Here is a 21,307-nt window from a genome sequence, read left to right as displayed (position 1 = left end):
TACGCATTAGTCATCAACTGTATGTCTCTTTTTAACCAAGCGTATTATGTCTTTAACCAGACATAGTATGTTTTTCAACAAACGCATATCGTCCTGTCGGTAATACAAACCAATAGGGGAAAGGAATCATGGAATATTGTCACAAAGGCTAATAGGACCATTGTAACCCCTGCTCAGGTACAATATCATGGCTCATCTATGATGCTCGTCACAGATGCCTGATTAGCTTAGACAAGAAAATACATATAATACATTAACTTAGAAAATATAAGGTTTGGCGTGAAAGACACCGCACCCCACCAGCAGCAAGATCATCAACCGACATTCTTCTTTTTCGACTACGAAACCTGGGGCACCAGTCCGGCGAAAGACAGACCAAGCCAGTTTGCTGGCGTACGTACCGATAAAGATTTCAATATCATTGGTGAACCACTGGTGATTTACTGTCAGTTACCCAGTGATTACCTGCCTGGTCCGGAAGCGGCGCTGATCACGGGCATCACTCCACAGAAAGCAATGTCACAAGGCCTGCCTGAACCTGAATTTATTGCCCGTATCCATCAGGAACTGTCGACCCCCAACACGACCAGTCTGGGCTATAACAGCATTCGTTTTGATGACGAGGTAACCCGTTACACCTGCTACCGCAACTTCTTTGACCCTTATGCCTGGAGCTGGCAAAACGGTAATTCACGCTGGGATCTGCTGGATGTAATGCGAGCCTGTCATGCTCTTCGTCCTCAGGGTATAGAATGGCCGGAGAATGAAGACGGTTTCACCAGCTTTAAGCTTGAGCACTTATCCAAAGCCAACGGTATCGAGCATGAGAACGCCCACGATGCAATGGCAGACGTTATCGCGACTATCGAGCTGGCTAAGAAAGTGAAAGCCGCCCAACCCAAACTGTTTGATTATTTCTACTCGATGCGAACCAAGCGCAAGCTGAATGAACTGATCGACATCGTTAATATGACGCCGCTGATGCATGTTTCCGGCATGCTGGGACGTGAGTGCCAGTATACCAGTTGGGTCGTCCCCGTTGCCTGGCATCCGACTAACCAGAACGCCGCCATCGTTGTTGATCTGGCCAAAGATCCACAGCCACTGCTCGACTTAGATGTCGATGCTCTGCACGCCCGTATGTATACACGACACGATGAACTGGGCCCGGATGAACTGCCGGTACCGGTCAAATTGATTCATCTGAATAAATGTCCGATTCTGGCGCCGGCCAAAACCCTGACGGCAGAAAATGCCGATCAGATTGGGATTGATCGTCAGCAGTGTCTGGCTAATCTGGCACTGATTCGTCAGCATCCGGAAATCAGGGAAAAACTGATTGGCCTGTTTAATATTGAGCGCGAATTCGATAACAATCACGATGTGGATACCCAGCTTTACAATGGTTTCTTCTCACCCACCGACAAAGCGTCGATGGATATCATCCGCTCAACGAACCCTGAGTTTCTGGGAGAGCTGGGCATCACATTCAGTGACCCGAGAATTGAACCTTTGCTGTTCCGTTACCGTGCCCGCCACTACCCATGGACACTAAACGAAAGCGAACAGCGTCGCTGGAACGCACATTGCCGGGAGTACTTTGAAACTCATCTGCCCGACTATATGCTGAACCTGGAAAACTTAGTTCACGAACATGAGAGTGACAGCAAAAAAATAGCCATATTAAAATCTGTCTATCAATATGTAGAAAAACTAGCCAGTTAGACGCAGGGTACAAAGTGCTTGTATTGAAGGGGCCAAGGCCCCTGATTTCTTTTAAGTTAACAGGCCGGTCTTTAATTGTTCCACAAACTTGTTAGTTGATTCACAAAACGTTTAGTTGATCCATAAAACGTTTAGTTGATTCACCCTCTTTTTAATTGACTTATCAGGTCAGAAATGGATAACGGCTGATATTCATGGCAAAAACCATCGCACAATATATTGTTTCATTCTTACTGATTTTTCTCTGCCTGCTGGCAGGTACCAATCTGCAGAGCTGGCTGGAAGTCTCTATTCCGGGCAGCATTATCGGCATGCTGATTTTATTCGGCCTGCTGGCCAGCGGCCTGGTACCAGTCGCCTGGGTTAAGCCGGGAGCCAACATCTTTATTCGCTATATGGTTCTGTTGTTTGTACCGGTCAGCGTCGGCTTAATGGTTCACCTTGATATGCTGGCCGCCAATATCTGGATCATTCTTGCCAGCGCCATCGGCGGCACAACGCTGGTCATAGTCACACTGGGATTCATCCTCGATCGACTACTAAAAAAAGGTAAAAAATCATGTGGTTAATCGTTACGATACTGGTTTTCTTCTTTGCCCGCTGGGTCGCAAAGAAAGCGCGTTCTCCTTTTGTGAATCCGCTTTTAGTCTGTATTGCCATACTTATCCCACTGTTACTGACGTTAAAAGTCCCCTTTGATACTTACTATGCTGATAACCGTTGGATCAGCTACCTGTTGCAACCTGCGGTGGTCGCACTGGCATTTCCGCTTTACGAGCAGCTGCCACAAATCCGTGCCAACTGGCGTATCATTACACTGGCCTGCGGGATAGGCAGCGTGATGTCGATGCTCAGCGCCAGCTTGATCGCAGTTTATATGCACGCTGACATCACTTTAATTGCCGCCTTAATGGCCAAATCGGTGACAACTCCCATTGCAATGGAAGTGGCCAGCAATCTCGGTGGTGAGCCGTCGGTTGCCGCTATCATGGTCCTGCTGGTTGGTTTGTTTGGTGCCATCATGGCCTATCCAATCTACAACCTGCTCAATATTTCCCATCCTATCGCCAAAGGGCTGACCATGGGCACGGTTTCGCACGCGCTCGGGACTGCGACCTGTGCGGAGAAAGATCCCCGTGATGCAGCATTCAGTTCTTTGGCACTAGTGGTCTGTGGTGTCATCACTTCGATTCTGGCGCCGACCGTTTTCAGCCTGGCTCTCTGGCTGTCCAACCTCTAACGTTATTCTCTGGCCACTACTCATACTCTCTTCACTCGCTCGGCTTTCTCTCACAGAGGCCGAGCTAGGCTGTTATGCCTCGCTGCAATCGATACCATGTGTGACATCACTCTAATTATGAAATATTAAAATACGTTACATTTATTTAAGTGATATTGATCACATCCATTTAGTGTCAGTTGCCTAAAATACACTTCAATACACCAATAAGGATTGAGTATGAAAAGCCGTATTGAACAGGCGCTGGCAGGCATGCCACAACCCGTCAGAGAATATCTGGCTCCGATTGTGCTGGCTGATGACTTTGACGCGACTTTGTCTTCCGATCAATTTGACCAGTTACTTACCATCGCGGAAATGAGCGATGCCGAACTGCGTGTCGCCTTACTGCCACTAGCAGCTGCATACGCCTACGTGCCAATTTCGGAATTTTATGTCGGTGCGATCGTGCGCGGTCTGTCCGGTCGCCTCTATTTCGGCGGTAACATGGAGTTTTCAGGCGCACAACTGAACCAGACCATTCATGCAGAACAAGCAGCCATCAGCCATGCCTGGATGAAAGGCGAAGAAGGATTGGCTGATGTCACCGTCAACTACAGTCCCTGCGGCCACTGCCGTCAGTTTATGAATGAGCTCAACACGTCGCAAACACTGACAATTCAGTTACCGGAACGCGAAGAAAAGTCACTGCAATACTATCTGCCTGAATCGTTCGGCCCTTCAGATCTTGGCATTAAGTCCGCTCTGATGGCCAAAGTTGACCATGGCAAAGTCAGCGACGAAGATGATGCGTTACTGCAACACGCTCTCCGTGCACTGAATAGCAGCCACGCGCCTTACACCAACAACCTGAGTGGTGTAGCACTGCAAACTCAAAACGGGCATGTTTATCTGGGTTCATATGCAGAGAATGCGGCATTCAACCCCAGCCTGCCACCACTCCAGGTTGCTCTGATTCAGGTTCGCATGGCCGGCGAAGAGTTTGAGCAGATCCAGGCTGCAGCCCTGGTTGAAATGAACTCAGGTCGCATCAGCCATCTGGCCGCAACCCAGTCAACGCTGGAAGTCATCCATCCTGATATCCCAATGACCTATCTGTCACTGGACTGAAGCCATAACTCGTCTTCAATGGATAAACACATTTCAGGACGACATCGCCGCTAGCAAAAAGCCAGACTTGAAGTCTGGCTTTTTCTGTTTTACTTGGCTTAACCTGAGCCGCTCACTTCTCTCTCGGCTGCTGTGAGCCGAACGTCTGCAGGGTCTGCTCTGTACCATCGGCTTGTATAAGTAATAACCCAGAATTTCATCTCACTCATCTAACATTCAGGATTGTTATCCAGCACGACGACCTGAACCTAAAAGCCTGATAGTTTTAAACATCGTCATCACACATGGCGCTATCGTCAGCACTGAAGAAAAGGATTTCTATGTTTGCGCAGGTTGTTAGTATTCTCTTTCCTGTTATGGCCCTGGTTGCGGTCGGGTTTGCCATCGGCTATTGGCTCAAACCCGACTTTCGCCCCATCAACCGCATTAACATGGATGCCTGTCTGCCGGCCCTGGTGTTCTCATCGCTCTCGACCATGCCGCTCAGTGACGGGCAGTTGCCCTTAATTTATGCTTCTCTTATTGCGGTACTGGTACCGGGTCTGCTAATGGTGCCGATTTGCCGTCTGGGTGGCTGGAATTTTAAAGCCTGGGCGCCGCTGCATATGTTTCGTAATAGCGGGAATCTGGCTATTCCACTCTTTACATATACCTTCGGTGATGCCGCACTCTCTTCGGCTGTGCTGCTGTTTGTGGTTTCCGCGTGCCTGCACATCAGTCTGGGGCTGGCTCTGCTCAGCAAAGGCGGTTCGCTGCGCCAGATCCTGACCGCACCGGTATTTATTGCCGCAGCCACCGCAATGGCTTTGAATCTTACTGGCAGCCAGGTTTGGTCACCGCTGCATGAAGCAACAGCACTGCTTGGCCAGGCTGCGGTGCCCGTGATGCTGCTGTCGCTGGGTTCGCAAATGACGAATCTGCGCTTGTCCGGATTAAAAGTCGGCGTCATTGCAACCCTGCAGTCACTGGTTACCGGCGCGATTGCGTTTGCCTGTATCTACTATTGGGTCCCCTTACCTCAAATGCAGTTGCAGATGATGGTGCTCTTCACCATGTTGCCTCCCGCGGTAATGAACTATCTCTTTGCTGAGCGTTTTCATATAGAACCGGAACACGTTGCCTCTATGGTGTTATTTGGTAATTTTTTCTGTGTGCTCACTCTGCCACTGTTATTAATTTTCGCGTTTTCTTTGGCGAGTTAAAAATAATCACTCTCGCTTGCATTATCGATTATTAATAGTTATGCACATGACATCTGATTTTTAATCAAAAACTTAGGCGACTATACCCATCAACTGTTTGAGCAAGTGTCAGTGAATCAAACGGTCAGAGTCGAGGGAGGCTACGGACGCTTTCAGATCCCCGGCATGAGCAGCAAGTCTGGATTGGTGCGGGTATCGGCATTGTCCCGTTTCTCGCCTGGTTACAGGCACTGCGGATAACACCTTCGTCATCAGCGCGTCACATCGAACTGTTTTACTGCCGTGAAAATGAAAATCAGCGCTACTTTGTCCAGTTGCTGGGTAAATTGGTACAAGTTTTACCAAAGGTAACCCTGCATGTTTACACGGCAAGTCAGAATCAATACCTGTGCGCAGAGAGAGTTGCCCGGCAACTCGACCTGGCCCGCTCCAGTGTCAGCTTCTGTGGTCCGGTCGGATTTGGTCGCAGTCTCAAAAACCAACTGGTAAACATGGGATTAGCTAAGCATTGTTTCTATTCTGAGCGTTTCGTCATGCGATAAGATTACAGCATACCACTCTTGCGCAAACGTTTGCTTTTTTATTTGGATCCAGTATCATTACGCTGTTTTCGCTAAAGTCATAAGCATTTTTATAAGGATTCTTTCTGTATGTTCGGGACTGCAACTCGAGAAAGCGCAACGCGCGTACTGTTACTGGGCTCTGGTGAGCTGGGCAAAGAAGTAGCGATTGAATGTCAGCGCTTAGGGCTGGAAGTGATCGCCTGCGATCGCTACGCCAACGCACCGGCTATGCAAATCGCTCACCGCAGTCATGTGTTTGACATGCTTGATGCTGACGCACTGCAGAAAGTGATCGAACTGGAACAACCTCACTATGTGGTTCCGGAAATCGAAGCCATTGCGACCAGCAAACTGGTAGAACTTGAAGCTCAGGGCCTGAATGTGGTGCCGACCGCAAATGCCACTCGCCTGACCATGAATCGTGAAGGTATCCGTCGCTTGGCTTCTGAAGATCTGTCGCTGCCAACGTCTCCTTACCGCTTCGCTGACAGCTATGAGGACTTTATTGCTGCTGTTGAATTCGTGGGTATTCCATGCGTGTGTAAGCCAGTTATGAGCTCATCAGGCAAAGGCCAGAGTGTGATCAAAACTGCACAAGATATCGATAAAGCCTGGCAATACGCCCAGGAAGGTGGCCGCAGCGGTGCCGGACGCGTAATCGTCGAAGGCTTTATCGACTTTGACTACGAAATTACCCTGCTGACCGTGCGCGCAGTGGATGGCGTGCATTTCTGTGCACCAATCGGTCACCGCCAGGAAGATGGCGACTATCGTGAGTCATGGCAGCCACAAGCCATGTCTGAAAATGCGCTTAAAGCGGCAGAATACGTTGCAGAACAGATCGTTAACGCGCTAGGTGGCTACGGTTTGTTCGGTGTGGAACTGTTTGTCAAAGGTGACCAGGTTATCTTTAACGAAGTGTCACCTCGTCCGCATGACACCGGCATGGTGACCCTGATTTCTCAGGATGTGTCCGAGTTTGCCCTGCACGTCCGTGCTTTCACCGGCCTGCCAATTGGTCAGATTACCCAATACGGCCCGTCCGCTTCAGCGGCTATTCTGGGTCAGGGTCAGTCTGGCGATATCCGCTTCTCGGGTCTGCAGGATGCGCTCAGCGTTACTCAGTCTCAACTGCGTTTGTTTGGTAAACCGGAAATCAACGGTCGCCGCCGTCTGGGTGTCGCGCTGACACGTGGTAAAGATACCACTCAGGCGACTGATCGTGCGATTGAATGTGCTAAACAGGTAAAAATTGAATACTAACGGGACAGTATCCGTATTCGCTGAATAAAAATAACAACGTCAAACACCAAAGACATTCCCAAGGGCTTTTAAAAATAGCCCTGAAGGAATCGTTCAGGTTGGCTACAAACAATAGGCGCGCCCAAGAGCGCGCTTATTCATACCTATTGTTTACCTGCCAGACAAGCGACCAGCCGGACAATCGCCGACTTTAATCGTTAACCAACTGTCCGACCGTTTCAGCAACATTATTAGCGCCACCACGAATTTGTTCGATCAAAGCCTGAGTGGCCTGCAACTGCTGGTTACACTCAATCACTTTACGTTGAATGTCATCCATCGTCTGACCGGAGATCTTAGTCAACTCACTGTTACGCTGCACTATATTGCTAATCTCATCGGTCGCATTCGAGGTGTTTGAGGCTAGCTTACGCACTTCATCCGCCACAACGGCAAAGCCGCGCCCGTACTCCCCCGCTCTGGCCGCTTCAATCGCAGCATTCAGCGCCAGCAAATTGGTTTGATCGGCAATGTTAGAAATCGTGGTAACAATCTTCGCGATCTGTTGCGACTGTTCTGTCAGCTGTTCCATCAAGGTCGAGGCTTTCTCTACCGAGCGATCAATGTTGTTTGCGATCTCGGTCACCGCATCCAGGGTATTGGCACCATCGTTAGCCATACCGAGCGTATCCAGTGACGTTTGCTGCGCCAGTCTGGATGCACGCTGGATGGATTGCATATGCAGCACCCGCTCCGTGATCTCACTGGCAAACTTCACCACTCGAACCACATTACCATTATGATCAACAATCGGGTTGTAGGTCGCTTCCAGCCAGATAATGTCTCCCTGGCGGTTGAGGCGCTCAAACAGGCCGGACTTAAAATCACCGCGCGCCAGCGACGGCCAGAAATCACTCTGCTTTTTCAAAAACTCATCGGTGCAGAACATACGGTGATGTTTACCCTGAATCTCTTCCAGGCTATAACCGACGGTGCGGCAGAAGTTTTTATTCGCGTTGAGAATATGGCCATCAGGCGTAAACTCAATAAACGCCAGCGACTTTTTCAACGCATAGAAAATAGCATCCTGACGCTTGAGCTGTAATGTTTCTTTCGTCACATCACTGGCGACTTTAACCACTTTCACTGTCTTGCCACTGTAGTCTTGCACCGGGATATAGGTTGCTTCAATCCAAATATCACTGCCGGTTTTGGTTATACGTCGGAACGTACCGTGTTGTGGCTGTCCTTGCGCCAGTTCACGCCAAAAAAGTTGATACTCCGGACTACCAGCCAGTTTAGAATCACAAAAAATACGGTGATGCTGACCTTCTATTTCCTGCGCTGTATAACCAACAGCCTGCAGAAACGCATCGTTCGCCGCCAGGATCCGTCCCTCGGTAGTGAATTCGATATAAGGTACGCTCTGTTTAACAGCATTGAGGATGTGCGAAGCCGAGCTCATCTCACTCACTTGCTCTGGTGACAATTGGGGATTTTGTTTACGGCTACCAAAAAGAAACATACTAGGACCTCTGTTCTTGCGGCAAGCGACCGCGGTTTAAGGAATAGCCACAACGTTCTTTGCGTTGTTTATTTTTTTCCACCTCGCAAAAAGGAGGCCACCTAGCGAAAAAAGGAGGCGTATTTTAGCGTATAGCGCCCCCTTTGCAATCTCTATTTTGACAATTCAATCATCAGGTAATCGCGCGCTCTGTTACGACTCGATCAGCCACACTTCCTCGGCAAAACGAGTCAATGCCTTTTCGCCGCGCTTAGGTTGCTGGGCTTCACTGTCATCACGATGCAAACGGGTGACTTTAAACTCACCAAACAAAGCTTCAACCTCGTGTTGCGGCACACTAAAGGGAGGACCACTAATTTCGTTTTGATCATAATCCAGGCTAACCAGTAAAATACGCCCACCGGGACGCAGTAATTGCTTTAAGCGCTGCGCGTAGTCTGTACGCATCTCTTCGGACAACGCCACCAAAGCCGCTCGGTCATAAATCAGGTCAACCGACTCCAGCGGCGCTGTAAAAAAGTCTCCGGTGTAAACCGACAGTTCATCAAACTGATACAGTTCGTGCTGACTGTTTACCTGAGTCACCAATGGAGTATAGAAGTGTTCTGCAAAAAACGCGCGTACCGCGATCGGGCTCAGTTCAACACCCTGAACATCATCATGTTTTTGAGCTAACCACACCAAATCTTCGCTTTTGCCACATAAAGGCACCAATACGCGATCTTCGCGCTTGGGTTGTGTCGCATGCCAGTAGTCGGTCAGCAGCGTATTGACATCCATCTGATGGAAACCAATTTTATTTGCGGCCCATTTCTGGTGCCAGAATTCTGGATCTTTCATACCCGCTCCGTGAAGATTTCCGAGCCCGCTAGAGTACCCAATTCCGGCACGATTCGGTAGCCGCTTTTCAAATTCCGGTCAGCATTTTGTGAAAGACACACTTGGTTACATGCTTACACGGAACTGTTTATGCTAATAATCGTCTGAATTAACGAGGATTGTGGTGTGATCTTGACCACAGTGTCTACAAGACGACGCAGCGTAGAATTGAATTTTAGCGCTCTCACCCACACCTCATAGAAGAGCAGCAGCCGTTTATCTCGTGTTAGGGCCTTTTAAATGCCACGTTTGACCTAACAGCGTAAGTTAAGGAGAGGGAATGAGCCTACTGCTACGAACGACTGCTTTAATGCTTTTGGTACTGAGCCGTGCGCCGGCATTCGCCGCGACTCTGCCGTATGACGTGTCAGCGGAAGAGACACGTGAAGAGTCCCGAGATCAGGTCAGTGCCCGATTTTTTAAACATAGCCTGAGTGGGCTATACGCCATCCATACCAGCGAACGTAACGTGCTGCAGCCTTATCAGGATTTAGATACCCTATACAGCCATGCAGCACAGGCGCAAACCGAATTAGAAACTCTGTGTCAAAGCACCGCTATGCTAACCTCTACCCAAGCCTACTTTGCCGGAGTAAAGTCTTACCCGCGTGCCGCAAAAAAAGTTGAACTCGAATTTGATGGCAACGCACAGCGCATTACCGACCTTGCGCGCGCCACATTAATCGCCGACGACGTACCAAGCCTGGTCGAAGCTTATGAAGTACTCAGCCGCGAAGCCACCATAGTCAAAGTCAAAAACCGTTTTAAAAATCCGGCACCTTCCGGCTATCGTGACCTCATGGTTCTGATTCAACTACCCGGCAGCAAACTAATAGCGGAAGTCCAGTTGCATCTGAAAGCCATCGCTGATGTCAAAAGCGGCCCAGAGCATCAATTGTATGAAGAGATTCAGGCGATTGAACGCAGAGCAGGACAGGAAAAACGTGGTCTTAATGACTGGGAGCAGGCCAAAATTCATCACATACGACAGCACTCGCGCGATCTGTACCAGAACGCATGGCAGCCGTATATCACAACCCGGATTCAGGCGGCATAAACAGCACGCTGCGCTGCTTGACCCGGCAGGAAAAATGAAAAGACCACGCAGCGATGCGTGGTCTAATGCGCGGTCTTATTCGGACGGTTCTATATTCTCGACTCGGGCTTTTAGTTTTTGCCCTGGGCGGAACGTTACGACACGTCGAGCGGTGATCGGAATATCCTCACCGGTCTTAGGATTTCGTCCCGGACGTTCATTCTTGTCTCGCAGATCGAAATTACCAAACCCGGAGAGCTTTACCTGTTCGCCACTTTCTAGTGCTTTGCGAATCTCTTCAAAAAACACCTCCACCGTTTCCTTGGCATCCCGTTTACTAAACCCAAGTTTTTCAAACAGGTTTTCAGCCAAATCGGCTTTTGTGAGCGCCATAAAACTTCCCTCAAAGCTATGTTAAACCTTGCTGCCCAGTGGCAACACCAAAGCAACTTTTACTCAGCCAATCAATAACCTATCGGCTTTCTCTGGAAAGTGTATGCCAACCGTATGATTTTCGCCAACTTTTTTATCCTTCTATTACAATTCAATCAGTTACAAAAGGGCGATATACAGGTGAAAAAGCAACACGTGACATCAAATTGAGTAAAAAATCACTGATATTTTAGTCAGTTATCATGAGTATACCAAAATCTTCAGAGGTTCTCTCTAGTTAGAGAGTAGGAAATTTTTTTTGTTCCGCCAAAAATTTTTTCAAATTGATCGTAAAATCAGGTGCTTGCTCACGCTATTTCCACCAAATGCAGCAAAATAGCCGATAATTGACAAATCGCGAATAAAAAAAGAGCAGACCGAAAGGCCTGCTCTTTCCACTCATTACACCAGATTAGTCGCGCAGAGCCGCACCAAATGTCTCAGACACATGAGCAACAATCGAGTCAACAGCGCCTGCGATGTCCGCATCTTCCAGCGTACGCTCGCCGGATTGCAGCGTCAGCGCGATAGCCAGGCTCTTCTTACCTTCCTCGACACCTTTACCGACGTAAACGTCAAACAGTTTGGCATCTTTGAGGAATTCACCGCCCTGAGCCAGGCAGGCATTAACGATTTCACCGGATGCTACGTTCTCATCAACAACCACAGCGATATCGCGACGGTTAGACGGGAACTTAGACAGTGCCACCGCTTCTGGGATCACTTTGCTGTTGATTGCAGACCATTCAATTTCGAATACGATGGTGCGACCATTCAGGCCAAACTTACGCTCCAGTTCAGGGTGAACAGTACCCAGGATACCCACTTCTTTGCCGTCAACCACGATAGCCGCTGACTGACCAGGATGCAGTGCCGGATGCTTAGCGGCAGTGAAGCTGTACGCTTTGCCATTCGCGGTCAGTTCCAGAATCGCTTCCACATCGCCTTTCAGGTCAAAGAAATCAACCGTGGCGGTATCAATATTCCAGTGCTCTTCGCTGCGGGTACCAGAGATAACACCTGCCAGCATCGGCTCCTGGCGCATACCATTTTCTGCCGCTCGATCCGGGATAAAACGCAGACCTTGTTCGAACAGACGGACACGTGGCTGCTGACGTTTCTGGTTGTGAACCACAGTGTTCAACAGACCTTGCAGCAGGCTCAAACGCATCGCAGACATATCGGCTGAAATCGGGTTAGGCAAAACCAGCGGCTCAACATCCGGCACGATCAGTTTTTGCTGCTCTGGCTCCACGAAGCTGTAAGTGATCGCTTCATGGTAACCACGGTCAACCAGCAGATCACGCACACGTTTCAGTGGCAGATTCGCTTCTTTGTGCAGGTTCATGTTCAGAGCCGCAGCCGGAGCCTGGTTTGGAATGTTGTCGTAACCGTAGATACGGCCAACTTCTTCCACCAGATCCTGCTCGATAGCAATATCAAAACGCCAGGTTGGTGCCGTTGCCGTCCAGCCTTCAGCGTGACTTTCAACACTCAGGCCGAGACGCTGCAGGATTTCAACCACGTCCGCATCAGCAATGTGATGCCCCAACAGGTTATCCAGTTTGCTGCGACGCAGAGTCACAGTGTTTGGTGTTGGTAGATCCGCCGCCGATTCAGCCGCCACCACTGGCGCTACGTCGCCACCACAGATGTCAACCAGCAGTTGAGTCGCACGTTCCATCGCCGCGTGTTGCAGTGCGTAGTCCACACCACGTTCAAAACGCATGGATGAATCGGTGTGCAGGCCGTAGCTGCGAGCGCGACCACGGATATGATCCGGTGCGAAGAACGCACACTCCAGCATCACGTCTTTGGTTTCTGCACTCACACCTGAGTGCTCGCCTCCGAAGATACCGGCCAGCGCCAGCGCTTTCGAATTGTCTGCGATAACCAGTGTGTCTTCGTTAAGTTCCGCTTCGTTGCCATCCAGAAGCGTCAGTTTCTCGCCCTGCTCTGCCAGACGCACCACGATGCCACCGTCGATTTGTGCCAGGTCAAATGCATGCATTGGCTGCCCCTGCTCCAGCATCACGTAGTTAGTGATGTCAACCACAGGGTCGATAGAGCGGATACCGCAGCGGCGCAGTTTTTCCTGCATCCACAACGGCGTTTTTGCTGCAACATTGACGTTTTTAACGATACGGCCAAGGTAACGCGGACAAGCAGCCGGCGCTTTCACTTCAATCGCAATGGTGTCATCAATAGAAGGCGCAACGGCTGCCACTGAAGGCTCAGTCACGTCAGTACGGTTAAGCACGCCCACTTCACGCGCCATACCGCGGATGCTGAAACAGTCAGCACGGTTTGATGTCAGGTCAACATCCACAGTCACATCGTTCAGACCCAGGAACTCACGGAAGTCAGTGCCGATAACCGCATCTTGTGCCAGTTCCATGATACCGTCAGAATCAACGTCGATACCCAGCTCAGAAAACGAACACAGCATGCCGTGTGAAGGCTGGCCGCGTAGCTTCGCTTTTTTGATTTTGAAATCACCCGGCAGCACTGCGCCAACGGTTGCCACAGCCACTTTCAGACCCTGACGACAGTTTGGTGCGCCACACACGATGTCGAGCAGTTCTTCTTCGCCCACATCCACTTTGGTCACACGCAGTTTGTCCGCATCAGGGTGCTGGCCACATTCCACAACGTGACCGACTTTAACGCCGTTAAAAGAACCCGCAACTGGCAGGACATCATCCACTTCCAGGCCGGCCATAGTAATTTGATGAGTAAGCTCGTCAGTGGTAACCGCAGGGCTTACCCACTCACGAAGCCAAGATTCGCTGAATTTCATAGTGATTAAACCTCTGGATTACTTGAACTGTTTTAGGAAACGAAGATCGTTTTCGAAGAACGCACGCAGGTCGTTCACACCGTAACGCAGCATGGTCAGACGCTCTACGCCCATACCGAATGCGAAACCAGAGTATTTTTCAGGGTCGATACCAACACTGCGCAGTACATTTGGATGCACCATACCGCAGCCCAGTACTTCCAGCCATTTACCGTTCTTACCTTTCACGTCCACTTCTGCAGAAGGCTCTGTGAACGGGAAGTAAGACGGACGGAAACGCACTTCCAGATCTTCTTCAAAGAAGTTGCACAGGAAGTCATGCAGGATGCCTTTCAGTTGCGCGAAGTTAACGTTTTCATCCACCAGCATACCTTCCACCTGGTGGAACATTGGGGTATGTGTCTGGTCGTAGTCGTTACGGTAAACGCGTCCCGGTGCGATAAAGCGCAGTGGTGGCTGGCTCTCTTCCATAGTACGAATCTGAACACCTGAGGTGTGAGTACGCAGCATCAGCTTCGGATTGAAGAAGAAGGTATCGTGATCAGTACGCGCCGGGTGATCGTCAGCAATGTTCAGGGCATCGAAGTTATGGAAATCGTCTTCGATTTCAGGACCAGACTCAACAGTAAAGCCAAGTTCACCAAAGAAGCTTTCAATACGCTCGATAGTGCGGGTTACCGGGTGCAGACCACCGTTTTCGATACGACGGCCAGGCAGGGTCACATCAATCGTTTCCGCAGCCAGTTTGGCTTCCAGTTCAGCACGTTGCAGGCTGTCTTTACGCGCAGCAATCGCTTTTTGAACCGTTTCTTTGGCGACGTTGATTTCCTGACCAGCAGCGCGACGCTCTTCTGGTGGTAGTTTACCCAGGCTCTGAAGCTGAGCGGTCAGCTCACCTTTTTTACCCAGATACTGAACACGCACTTCATCCAGTGCGACTAACGACTCCGCAGCATTGATGGCTGCTGTCGCGTTAGCAATGATCTCTTGTAGATGTTGCATCGTTTCCTCGTCTGCTAAGGAGCAGTTTCCTTAAGGAGCCCGAAAGGGTTACCTTGGTGCCCTTTTGGGGTACCGATAAGGGTGACCATAAGGGTTTCTTGGGGGTTTTTAAATAGCTGTACATAGTAACGAAAGCTGCTGTCAAAGCCAAATTGAAATCCGCTTTGACGCGACTTTCGCGTATTTGTTAGGCAGCTTTTTTCCTCTGGTTAAAGAATTGTTTCCAAACCAGGCCGGAAAAGGGCGCCGCCAAGACAAAAACAGCCCATCACGACTGGTTACGGCAACTAAATCTACCCCTGTCAGCTCAGGTTTTATGCTATGTTGCTGCACTAACCGCGATGAATAAAAACCGAATAATATGAGGTCACTCACTATGCAATCCAAGCAATCCGAGCAAACAGATATTTTCCCCATCTCAGCCGAATTTGATCCGTCAATTGGTGACATTATTCAAAAGGTCGGCGCGGAGTTCGGCGCTATTGGTGAAGGGTTCGGCCCGTCGGATGCCGAGGTCACGCAAATGAGTCACTATTACCGGCTGGATAATGGCTGGGGCTACTGGGTCGCGACACTGAATGGCGACGTGGTCGGCGGTGGCGGTATTGCTCCTTTCAATGGTAGCGACAGCGTGTGTGAACTGCGAAAACTGTTTCTGCTGCCGCAAAGTCGTGGCCATGGACTTGGCAAAAGACTCGCGGAGCAATGCCTGACTTACGCACGCCAACAGGGCTTTCGTGAATGTTATCTCGATACACTGTCGACGATGACCAGTGCTGTGCGCTTGTATGAAGCCCTTGGCTTTCAACATTTATCTGCGCCTATGCCCGGTACTGAGCATAACGGCTGTGATGTCTGGATGCTAAAGCAACTGTAAACACGTCTCCTCTTTACACACCTCTCCCCTGATGTAAATCCCACCCCTGATTTGTGCGGTTCATCCCCTGAACCGCATGATTCCAGACAGGCAAAATGTAACCGTTTCTTAACGCCTGACCAATTGCATATCTGAACTGCTAAGCTGTCTACAGTGACAACACATGTCTGTCAGAAACTATCAGGGAAAAGATTATGGTACGTTGGTTAAGCGGCACAGCTCTTAGTGTCGCGGCAGTATTAGCGGTCAATTCGCCAGCCTGGGCCTATCAGGCCGAAAAAGTCATGAGCGGTTTAATGGTTCCCTGGGGAATGAGTTTTGTCTCCGATACGCAGCTGCTGGTGACAGAACGCAACGGCGATCTGGTTTTGGTTGATCTGCGCTCGCAGAGTAAAACGTCGCTGCTCAGTGTTGAGTCTGTGTATGCCAACGGCCAGGGCGGTCTGCTGGATGTGGCCCTGTCACCGCGCGATCCGAAAACCTTCTATTTTACCTACAGCAAACAGCGTGATTCAGGTTCCGATACCACGTTAGCGGTTGCGACATGGGACGGAAAACAAGTTAAAGAGTGGCACGATTTATTGGTTACGACCTCTGGCTCTGACACTTCACGCCATTACGGCAGTCGCATCACTTTTGATGACCAGCATCTGTACTTTTCCGTGGGCGATCGAGGCAAGCGTCCGAATGGCCAGGATCTCAGTGTCCACTCCGGCAGTATTCTGCGCCTCAATCTCGATGGCAGTACACCGGATGATAACCCGTTCGCCGGCCAGGCTAATGCCCAGGCACAGATCTGGAGTTATGGCCACCGCAACCCGCAGGGGCTGTTTTATGATCAGCAGACTCAAAGCCTGTGGGAAATTGAACACGGGCCGAGAGGCGGCGACGAAATTAATCTGATTCACAAGGGTGCCAACTATGGCTGGCCGAGAACATCACACGGCAAAGAATACTGGGGTCCGCTCGATGTCGGTGACAGTGAAGAAGCGCCAGGGATTGAATCGCCGCGTCAGGTTTACATCCCCTCTATCGCCCCGAGTGGTTTACTGCTCTATCGCGGCCAGCGCTACCCGGATTTGAATGGCAAACTGCTGACCGGTGCACTCAAGCTGACTCACATCAACGTGATTACGCTCGATAGCAATCAGATAGGGGTAAAAGAAGAGCGCCTGGTCGATTCACTCGGCGAGCGAATCCGTGATATCAGCCGTTCACCAGACGATTGGATCTATTTCTCCACCGACAACGGTAATCTGTATCGGCTCAAGCCTTAGCGATGATTAAACCCCGGACACAAAAAAGCCTGACTAATGAGTCAGGCTTTTTTGTTTAGAATGGAGCGACACACGAGGTTCGAACTCGTGACCTCAACCTTGGCAAGGTTGCGCTCTACCAACTGAGCTAGTGTCGCATGTTCTGCATAAGCAGAGAGATGGTGCCCCGGGCCGGACTTGAACCGGCACGACTCGAAAGTCGAGGGATTTTAAATCCCTTGTGTCTACCAATTTCACCACCAGGGCACGCAAAATTGTTGCGATGGTAACGCCATCTAAAAGTATCGCTGTATCAGCCATACTAAAATAAAATATGGAGCGACACACGAGGTTCGAACTCGTGACCTCAACCTTGGCAAGGTTGCGCTCTACCAACTGAGCTAGTGTCGCAAATGGAGGCGCGTCCCGGAGTCGAACCGAGGTCCACGGATTTGCAATCCGCTGCATGGCCACTCTGCCAACGCGCCTTCGTGTACTTATTCGCTAACGCTTTACAACGTTGCTCCTGAGTACGGGATTGCATTCTACGGATTCGATGCCTTGAGTCAACACAATTTTTTTGATTTTAAATCGTTTGTCTATTTTACATTCAGAAAGCGTTAAATTGCTCATTTTGACGACAAAAAATAGCGTAATTTCCTCAACATAACCGACTTCTCTCCGCCGATTTCACGCTGTCAGCACTGCTAAAACGTCAAAGAAATAATGCCGAAACAAAAAACGGGCCGAAGCCCGTTTTTCTAATGATGTTCTGCGCTGAGTAAATCGTCTTTCGCGGCAGCGAGATACTGCACCATCGACCAGTAAGTTAGAATGGTTGCGATATAAATTGCGGCGTATCCCAACCAGACCATCCAGTCATCGTAATGCCAAATCAGTACCCACAAAGCAAACATCTGAGTCAGTGTCTTCACTTTACCAATCCACGACACGGCAACACTCGCGCGTTTGCCGATTTCTGCCATCCACTCACGTAGTGCCGAAATAATAATCTCACGCGCAATCATGGTGACAGCAGGAATGGTAATCCAGATATTGTGGTAGTACTCAGTGATCAAAATCAGCGCGGTGGCGACCAGTACTTTGTCGGCGACCGGGTCAATAAAAGCGCCAAAACGGGAAGTTTGGCCCAACTTACGCGCCAACATTCCATCCAGCCAGTCGGTGAAGCCTGCAACCCAGAACACCATTGCCGCAGCAAACGGTGCCCAGCTGTAAGGCAGGTAAAAAAACACGACAAATACCGGGATCAGGAAAAGTCGTATTAAAGACAAAATGTTGGGTATGTTCAAACGCATATTTTTAGGCTCTTATCAACTGCGCGTTAATGGTGCGGTATTTTTGTCATTGTTTCAATGCTTGATAAATGTTTTCTGCTAAAGAATGACTGATGCCGGGCACTTTGGCGATTTCTTCCACAGTTGCCCGTTTCAGCTCCTGCAAACCACCCATGTATTTCAGCAACGCCTGGCGACGTTTCGGGCCGATACCCTCGATACCTTCCAACGTACTGGTACGACGGGTTTTGCCCCGCTTTGCGCGGTGTCCGGCGATCGCGTGGTTATGACTTTCATCACGAATGTGCTGAATCAAATGCAGTGCAGGTGCATCACTCGGCAGATGGGACTCTTCTCCATCAGTAGTAATCAGAGTTTCCAGTCCCGGTTTGCGGGTCACGCCTTTAGCAATACCGATCAAACGTGGCCGCTTGGGCCAGTCCTGCCAACATTGCTGTAGAATATCATGCGCCCGGTTGAGCTGCCCTTTACCACCATCAATAAAGATAATATCCGGGATCTTATCGACATCCAGCTGTTTGCTGTAACGTCGCTCCAGTACCTGCCCCATCGCCGCATAATCATCACCGCCGGTAATGCCGGTAATGTTGTAACGACGGTATTCCTGCTTCACCGGCCCTTCCTGGTTGAAGACTACACAAGACGCAATGGTGCTTTCACCCATGGTATGGGAGATATCGAAACATTCCATACGGGCGATACTGGTCATCCCCAACTCTTCCTGCAACGCTTTGAAGCGTTGGCTGATGGTCATCTTATGATTGATCTTACTGGTCAGTGCCGTCAGCGCATTGGTGTTCGATAGATTCAGATAACGACGACGGATGCCGGTCGAGTTAGCATGAAAGGTGACTTTACGCCCCGCCAGCTGGCTCAGAGCCGCCCGCAGCGCGCTGGTGTCTGGCAGCAGTTCCTGATTGAGGATAATACGGCTCGGGACAGTGCGCGCCTCATTATGGCTGAGGTAATACTGACTGAGAAAGCTTTCGAACACTTCCTGCTGGGTGGTTTTGTTTGGGATCTTGGGGAAATGGCTGCGACTGCCCAGTACCTTACCCTGACGAATCATCAGGATGTGAATACAGGCGATGCCATTCTCCTGAGCAAAACCGAGTACATCCATGTCATCCATGCTGTCTTCCGAGACGAACTGCTGCTCTTGTACCCGGCGGATAGCATGAATCTGATCGCGATACTTGGCTGCCTGCTCAAAACGCAGTTCCTGACTCGCCTTTTCCATTTTGGCGATCAGGATTTCCAGCACCTGTTTATCTTTACCCTGCAGGAAAAGACGAACATAGTTGACCAGTTCGGCGTACTCTTCATCGGAGATAATGGTGCTGACACAAGGCCCGGCGCAACGCCCGATCTGGTACATCAGGCACGGTCGGGTACGGTTGCTATAAACCGTATCTTCACACTGTCGTACCGGAAAAATCTTCTGCAGCAGATGCAGCGTTTCACGCACTGCCCCGGAGTCCGGATAAGGCCCGAAATACTCCCCTTTGCGCTTTTTCGCGCCACGATGCATCGACAAACGCGGATGTTTATGGCCGCTGATAAAGATATAGGGGTAGGATTTATCATCCCGCAACAACACATTATATTTTGGCAAATACTGCTTAATATAATTGTGTTCCAGGATCAGAGCTTCGGTCTCGGTATGGGTCACCGTGACGTCGATTTTCTCAATATGACTGACCAGCGCCTTGGTCTTCTCACTGTCAATTTTCTTACGAAAATAACTCGAGAGGCGCTTTTTCAGATCTTTGGCTTTACCGACATAAATCACTTCAGCCTCGGCGTTGTACATACGGTACACGCCAGGCTGATTAGTGACAGTCTTTAGAAACGAAACAGAATCAAACGCAGACACTACAACTTCTCGGTATCCAGCATTCCGTGACGGATCGCCAGGTGCGTCAGTTCAACATCACCGCTGATGTCGAGTTTGGCAAACAGACGATAACGGTAGCTATTGACCGTTTTAGGACTCAGGTTGAGTTGCTCCGAAATATCGGTCACTTTCTGCCCTTTGGTGATCATCAGCATGATCTGAAGCTCACGTTCGGACAAATCTGCAAATGGATTTTCAGAGGCTGGCGAAAACTGGCTCAAAGCCATCTGCTGCGCTATTTCCGGAGAAATATAACGCTGACCACTGTGCACCACGCGAATGGCATTCACCATTTCATCCGGGGCGGCACCCTTGGTCAAATAGCCTGCCGCTCCGGCCTGCATAACTTTGGTCGGAAACGGGTTTTCTGTATGAACGGTTAACACGATGATTTTCACGTCAGGATTGAAACGCAGAATCTTTTTGGTCGCTTCCAGGCCACCGATTCCAGGCATATTCATATCCATCAATACAACGTCAGCATGGTGATTACGACACCATTTGACGGCTTCTTCACCGCTATCAGCTTCCCCTGCTACGTTCATTCCACGGACGTCTTCAATAATACGTCGTATCCCTGTGCGAACCAGCTCGTGATCATCTACAAGGAAAACACTTATCAAACTTGTATCTCCACACTTAACTAATGGCTCTGCACCCACCGAGGTAGTGGATAGCAGCATGGCTGCCCTAGTCTAACTTAAATTAAACTTTTTGCTTACCCTGAATATGTGCTGAAACGCAAACTTTAGCAAGCACTTATTAATCCTTAATGTCATTGATTATGCATTATTTATTAAATCAATAACTTAAGAAAACTTTCAACCTCAGAGTACCGCGCAGCACGCTTGCCGTCTACCCCTTTGAACAGAGCTTGCACAAGTGGCTGAATCGGTTCAATGAACAAAAACAGCTCATCTTGCTTAAGGTATCAGCAATCAGGCCCGGATCTGGTGGTTAAAAGCAGGATTGCGTCCGCTTTACACGAAAATTTGTTATAGTGCTCAGTCAACGACACCTCCAGCGACCCAAGAGCATGCCTGATGACGTCCCGGCACTGCCCTACGCGCAGTAACCACCCGTATTATTATATGCAATTTTCTTGGTCCGCTTGCGGACAAAGTCGCAGACTGGCAATGCTGAAGTCAATTATCGCCAGACGGCATAATAACCAGTCAGTCAACATAAATAGCGGATCAAGA

At 49.7% G+C, this 21,307-nt stretch carries 18 protein-coding genes and 4 tRNA genes; 10 read left to right on the top strand and 12 right to left on the bottom strand.

What is annotated here, in order from left to right; genetic code table 11:
- Positions 1-279 precede the first annotated feature (279 nt).
- The 7 genes from sbcB to purT all read left to right on the top strand — a co-directional run bounded on the left by sbcB (position 280) and on the right by purT (position 7,103).
- Positions 280-1,725: an exodeoxyribonuclease I gene (gene sbcB, locus J0X00_RS18395; RefSeq protein ID WP_218563205.1), complete on the top strand. Its 1,446-nt coding sequence runs from the start codon at positions 280-282 to the stop codon at positions 1,723-1,725.
- 194 nt (positions 1,726-1,919) lie between these two features.
- Positions 1,920-2,294 (top strand): CidA/LrgA family protein, encoded by a 375-nt coding sequence (locus tag J0X00_RS18390; RefSeq protein ID WP_218563206.1) that lies wholly within the window; start codon positions 1,920-1,922, stop codon positions 2,292-2,294.
- Entirely contained in the window at positions 2,285-2,965 is a 681-nt protein-coding gene (locus tag J0X00_RS18385) for a CidB/LrgB family autolysis modulator (RefSeq protein ID WP_136484036.1), read from the top strand. The genes J0X00_RS18390 and J0X00_RS18385 overlap by 10 nt, the downstream gene beginning before the upstream one ends.
- A 219-nt stretch (positions 2,966-3,184) precedes the next feature.
- The gene (cdd, locus tag J0X00_RS18380; protein ID WP_282477417.1) at positions 3,185-4,075 is read left to right on the top strand and encodes a cytidine deaminase; all 891 of its coding nucleotides are present in this window, start codon (positions 3,185-3,187) and stop codon (positions 4,073-4,075) included.
- Between the two features lie 320 nt (positions 4,076-4,395).
- A complete protein-coding gene (locus J0X00_RS18375) occupies positions 4,396-5,277 on the top strand; it encodes an AEC family transporter (RefSeq protein ID WP_282477416.1) in 882 nt (293 codons plus the stop codon).
- A gap of 182 nt (positions 5,278-5,459) precedes the next feature.
- Positions 5,460-5,819, top strand: a complete 360-nt coding sequence (locus tag J0X00_RS18370) for a hypothetical protein (RefSeq protein ID WP_348984827.1) — start codon at positions 5,460-5,462, stop codon at positions 5,817-5,819.
- Positions 5,820-5,927: 108 nt separating this feature from the next.
- Positions 5,928-7,103, top strand: a complete 1,176-nt coding sequence (purT, locus tag J0X00_RS18365; RefSeq protein ID WP_282477415.1) for a phosphoribosylglycinamide formyltransferase 2 — start codon at positions 5,928-5,930, stop codon at positions 7,101-7,103.
- Between the two features lie 190 nt (positions 7,104-7,293).
- Here the strand turns inward: purT and J0X00_RS18360 are convergent, their stop codons facing one another.
- Positions 7,294-8,607, bottom strand: a complete 1,314-nt coding sequence (locus J0X00_RS18360) for a PAS domain-containing methyl-accepting chemotaxis protein (RefSeq protein WP_282477414.1) — start codon at positions 8,605-8,607, stop codon at positions 7,294-7,296.
- A gap of 192 nt (positions 8,608-8,799) precedes the next feature.
- Positions 8,800-9,447, bottom strand: a complete 648-nt coding sequence (locus J0X00_RS18355; protein ID WP_282477413.1) for a thiopurine S-methyltransferase — start codon at positions 9,445-9,447, stop codon at positions 8,800-8,802.
- Positions 9,448-9,766: 319 nt separating this feature from the next.
- Here J0X00_RS18355 and J0X00_RS18350 point away from each other — a divergent pair, with 319 nt between their 5' ends.
- Complete coding sequence (locus J0X00_RS18350) at positions 9,767-10,543, top strand: phosphoribosylglycinamide formyltransferase (RefSeq protein ID WP_136484042.1); 777 nt, start codon at positions 9,767-9,769, stop codon at positions 10,541-10,543.
- 75 nt (positions 10,544-10,618) lie between these two features.
- Here the strand turns inward: J0X00_RS18350 and ihfA are convergent, their stop codons facing one another.
- The 3 genes from ihfA to pheS form a co-directional block, all read right to left on the bottom strand.
- Complete coding sequence (gene ihfA, locus J0X00_RS18345; RefSeq protein ID WP_136484043.1) at positions 10,619-10,915, bottom strand: integration host factor subunit alpha; 297 nt, start codon at positions 10,913-10,915, stop codon at positions 10,619-10,621.
- Between the two features lie 451 nt (positions 10,916-11,366).
- Positions 11,367-13,754, bottom strand: coding sequence for a phenylalanine--tRNA ligase subunit beta (pheT, locus tag J0X00_RS18340; RefSeq protein WP_282477412.1), 2,388 nt, complete (start codon positions 13,752-13,754; stop codon positions 11,367-11,369).
- Between the two features lie 18 nt (positions 13,755-13,772).
- On the bottom strand, positions 13,773-14,756 hold the full coding sequence (pheS, locus tag J0X00_RS18335; protein ID WP_136484045.1) for a phenylalanine--tRNA ligase subunit alpha: 984 nt from the start codon (positions 14,754-14,756) through the stop codon (positions 13,773-13,775).
- Between the two features lie 376 nt (positions 14,757-15,132).
- On the opposite strand from pheS, the gene J0X00_RS18330 reads away from it, so the two are divergent.
- On the top strand, positions 15,133-15,633 hold the full coding sequence (locus tag J0X00_RS18330; protein WP_136484046.1) for a GNAT family N-acetyltransferase: 501 nt from the start codon (positions 15,133-15,135) through the stop codon (positions 15,631-15,633).
- Positions 15,634-15,917: 284 nt separating this feature from the next.
- Positions 15,918-16,910, top strand: coding sequence for a PQQ-dependent sugar dehydrogenase (locus J0X00_RS18325; protein WP_282478319.1), 993 nt, complete (start codon positions 15,918-15,920; stop codon positions 16,908-16,910).
- 61 nt (positions 16,911-16,971) lie between these two features.
- On the opposite strand, the gene J0X00_RS18320 is transcribed toward J0X00_RS18325, so the two are convergent.
- From J0X00_RS18320 to uvrY, 7 genes are all read right to left on the bottom strand, one after another.
- Positions 16,972-17,047, bottom strand: a tRNA-Gly gene (locus J0X00_RS18320).
- Between the two features lie 22 nt (positions 17,048-17,069).
- Positions 17,070-17,156, bottom strand: a tRNA-Leu gene (locus J0X00_RS18315).
- A 68-nt stretch (positions 17,157-17,224) separates the two neighbouring features.
- Positions 17,225-17,300: transfer RNA gene (locus J0X00_RS18310), tRNA-Gly, on the bottom strand.
- A gap of 3 nt (positions 17,301-17,303) precedes the next feature.
- A tRNA-Cys gene (locus J0X00_RS18305) sits at positions 17,304-17,377 on the bottom strand.
- 273 nt (positions 17,378-17,650) lie between these two features.
- Complete coding sequence (pgsA, locus tag J0X00_RS18300) at positions 17,651-18,208, bottom strand: CDP-diacylglycerol--glycerol-3-phosphate 3-phosphatidyltransferase (RefSeq protein ID WP_282477411.1); 558 nt, start codon at positions 18,206-18,208, stop codon at positions 17,651-17,653.
- Positions 18,209-18,254: 46 nt separating this feature from the next.
- Complete coding sequence (gene uvrC, locus J0X00_RS18295; protein ID WP_282477410.1) at positions 18,255-20,084, bottom strand: excinuclease ABC subunit UvrC; 1,830 nt, start codon at positions 20,082-20,084, stop codon at positions 18,255-18,257.
- The gene (gene uvrY / locus J0X00_RS18290; protein WP_024374216.1) at positions 20,084-20,728 is read right to left on the bottom strand and encodes a UvrY/SirA/GacA family response regulator transcription factor; all 645 of its coding nucleotides are present in this window, start codon (positions 20,726-20,728) and stop codon (positions 20,084-20,086) included. Before uvrY ends, uvrC begins: the two co-directional genes overlap by 1 nt.
- Positions 20,729-21,307 lie beyond the last annotated feature (579 nt).

Origin of the sequence: Vibrio sp. ABG19, from assembly GCF_029962385.1 — a bacterium.
In the GTDB taxonomy this organism is placed as follows: Bacteria; Pseudomonadota; Gammaproteobacteria; order Enterobacterales; family Vibrionaceae; genus Vibrio; species Vibrio ostreae.
This window is presented reverse-complemented; position numbering and strand designations above follow the sequence as displayed.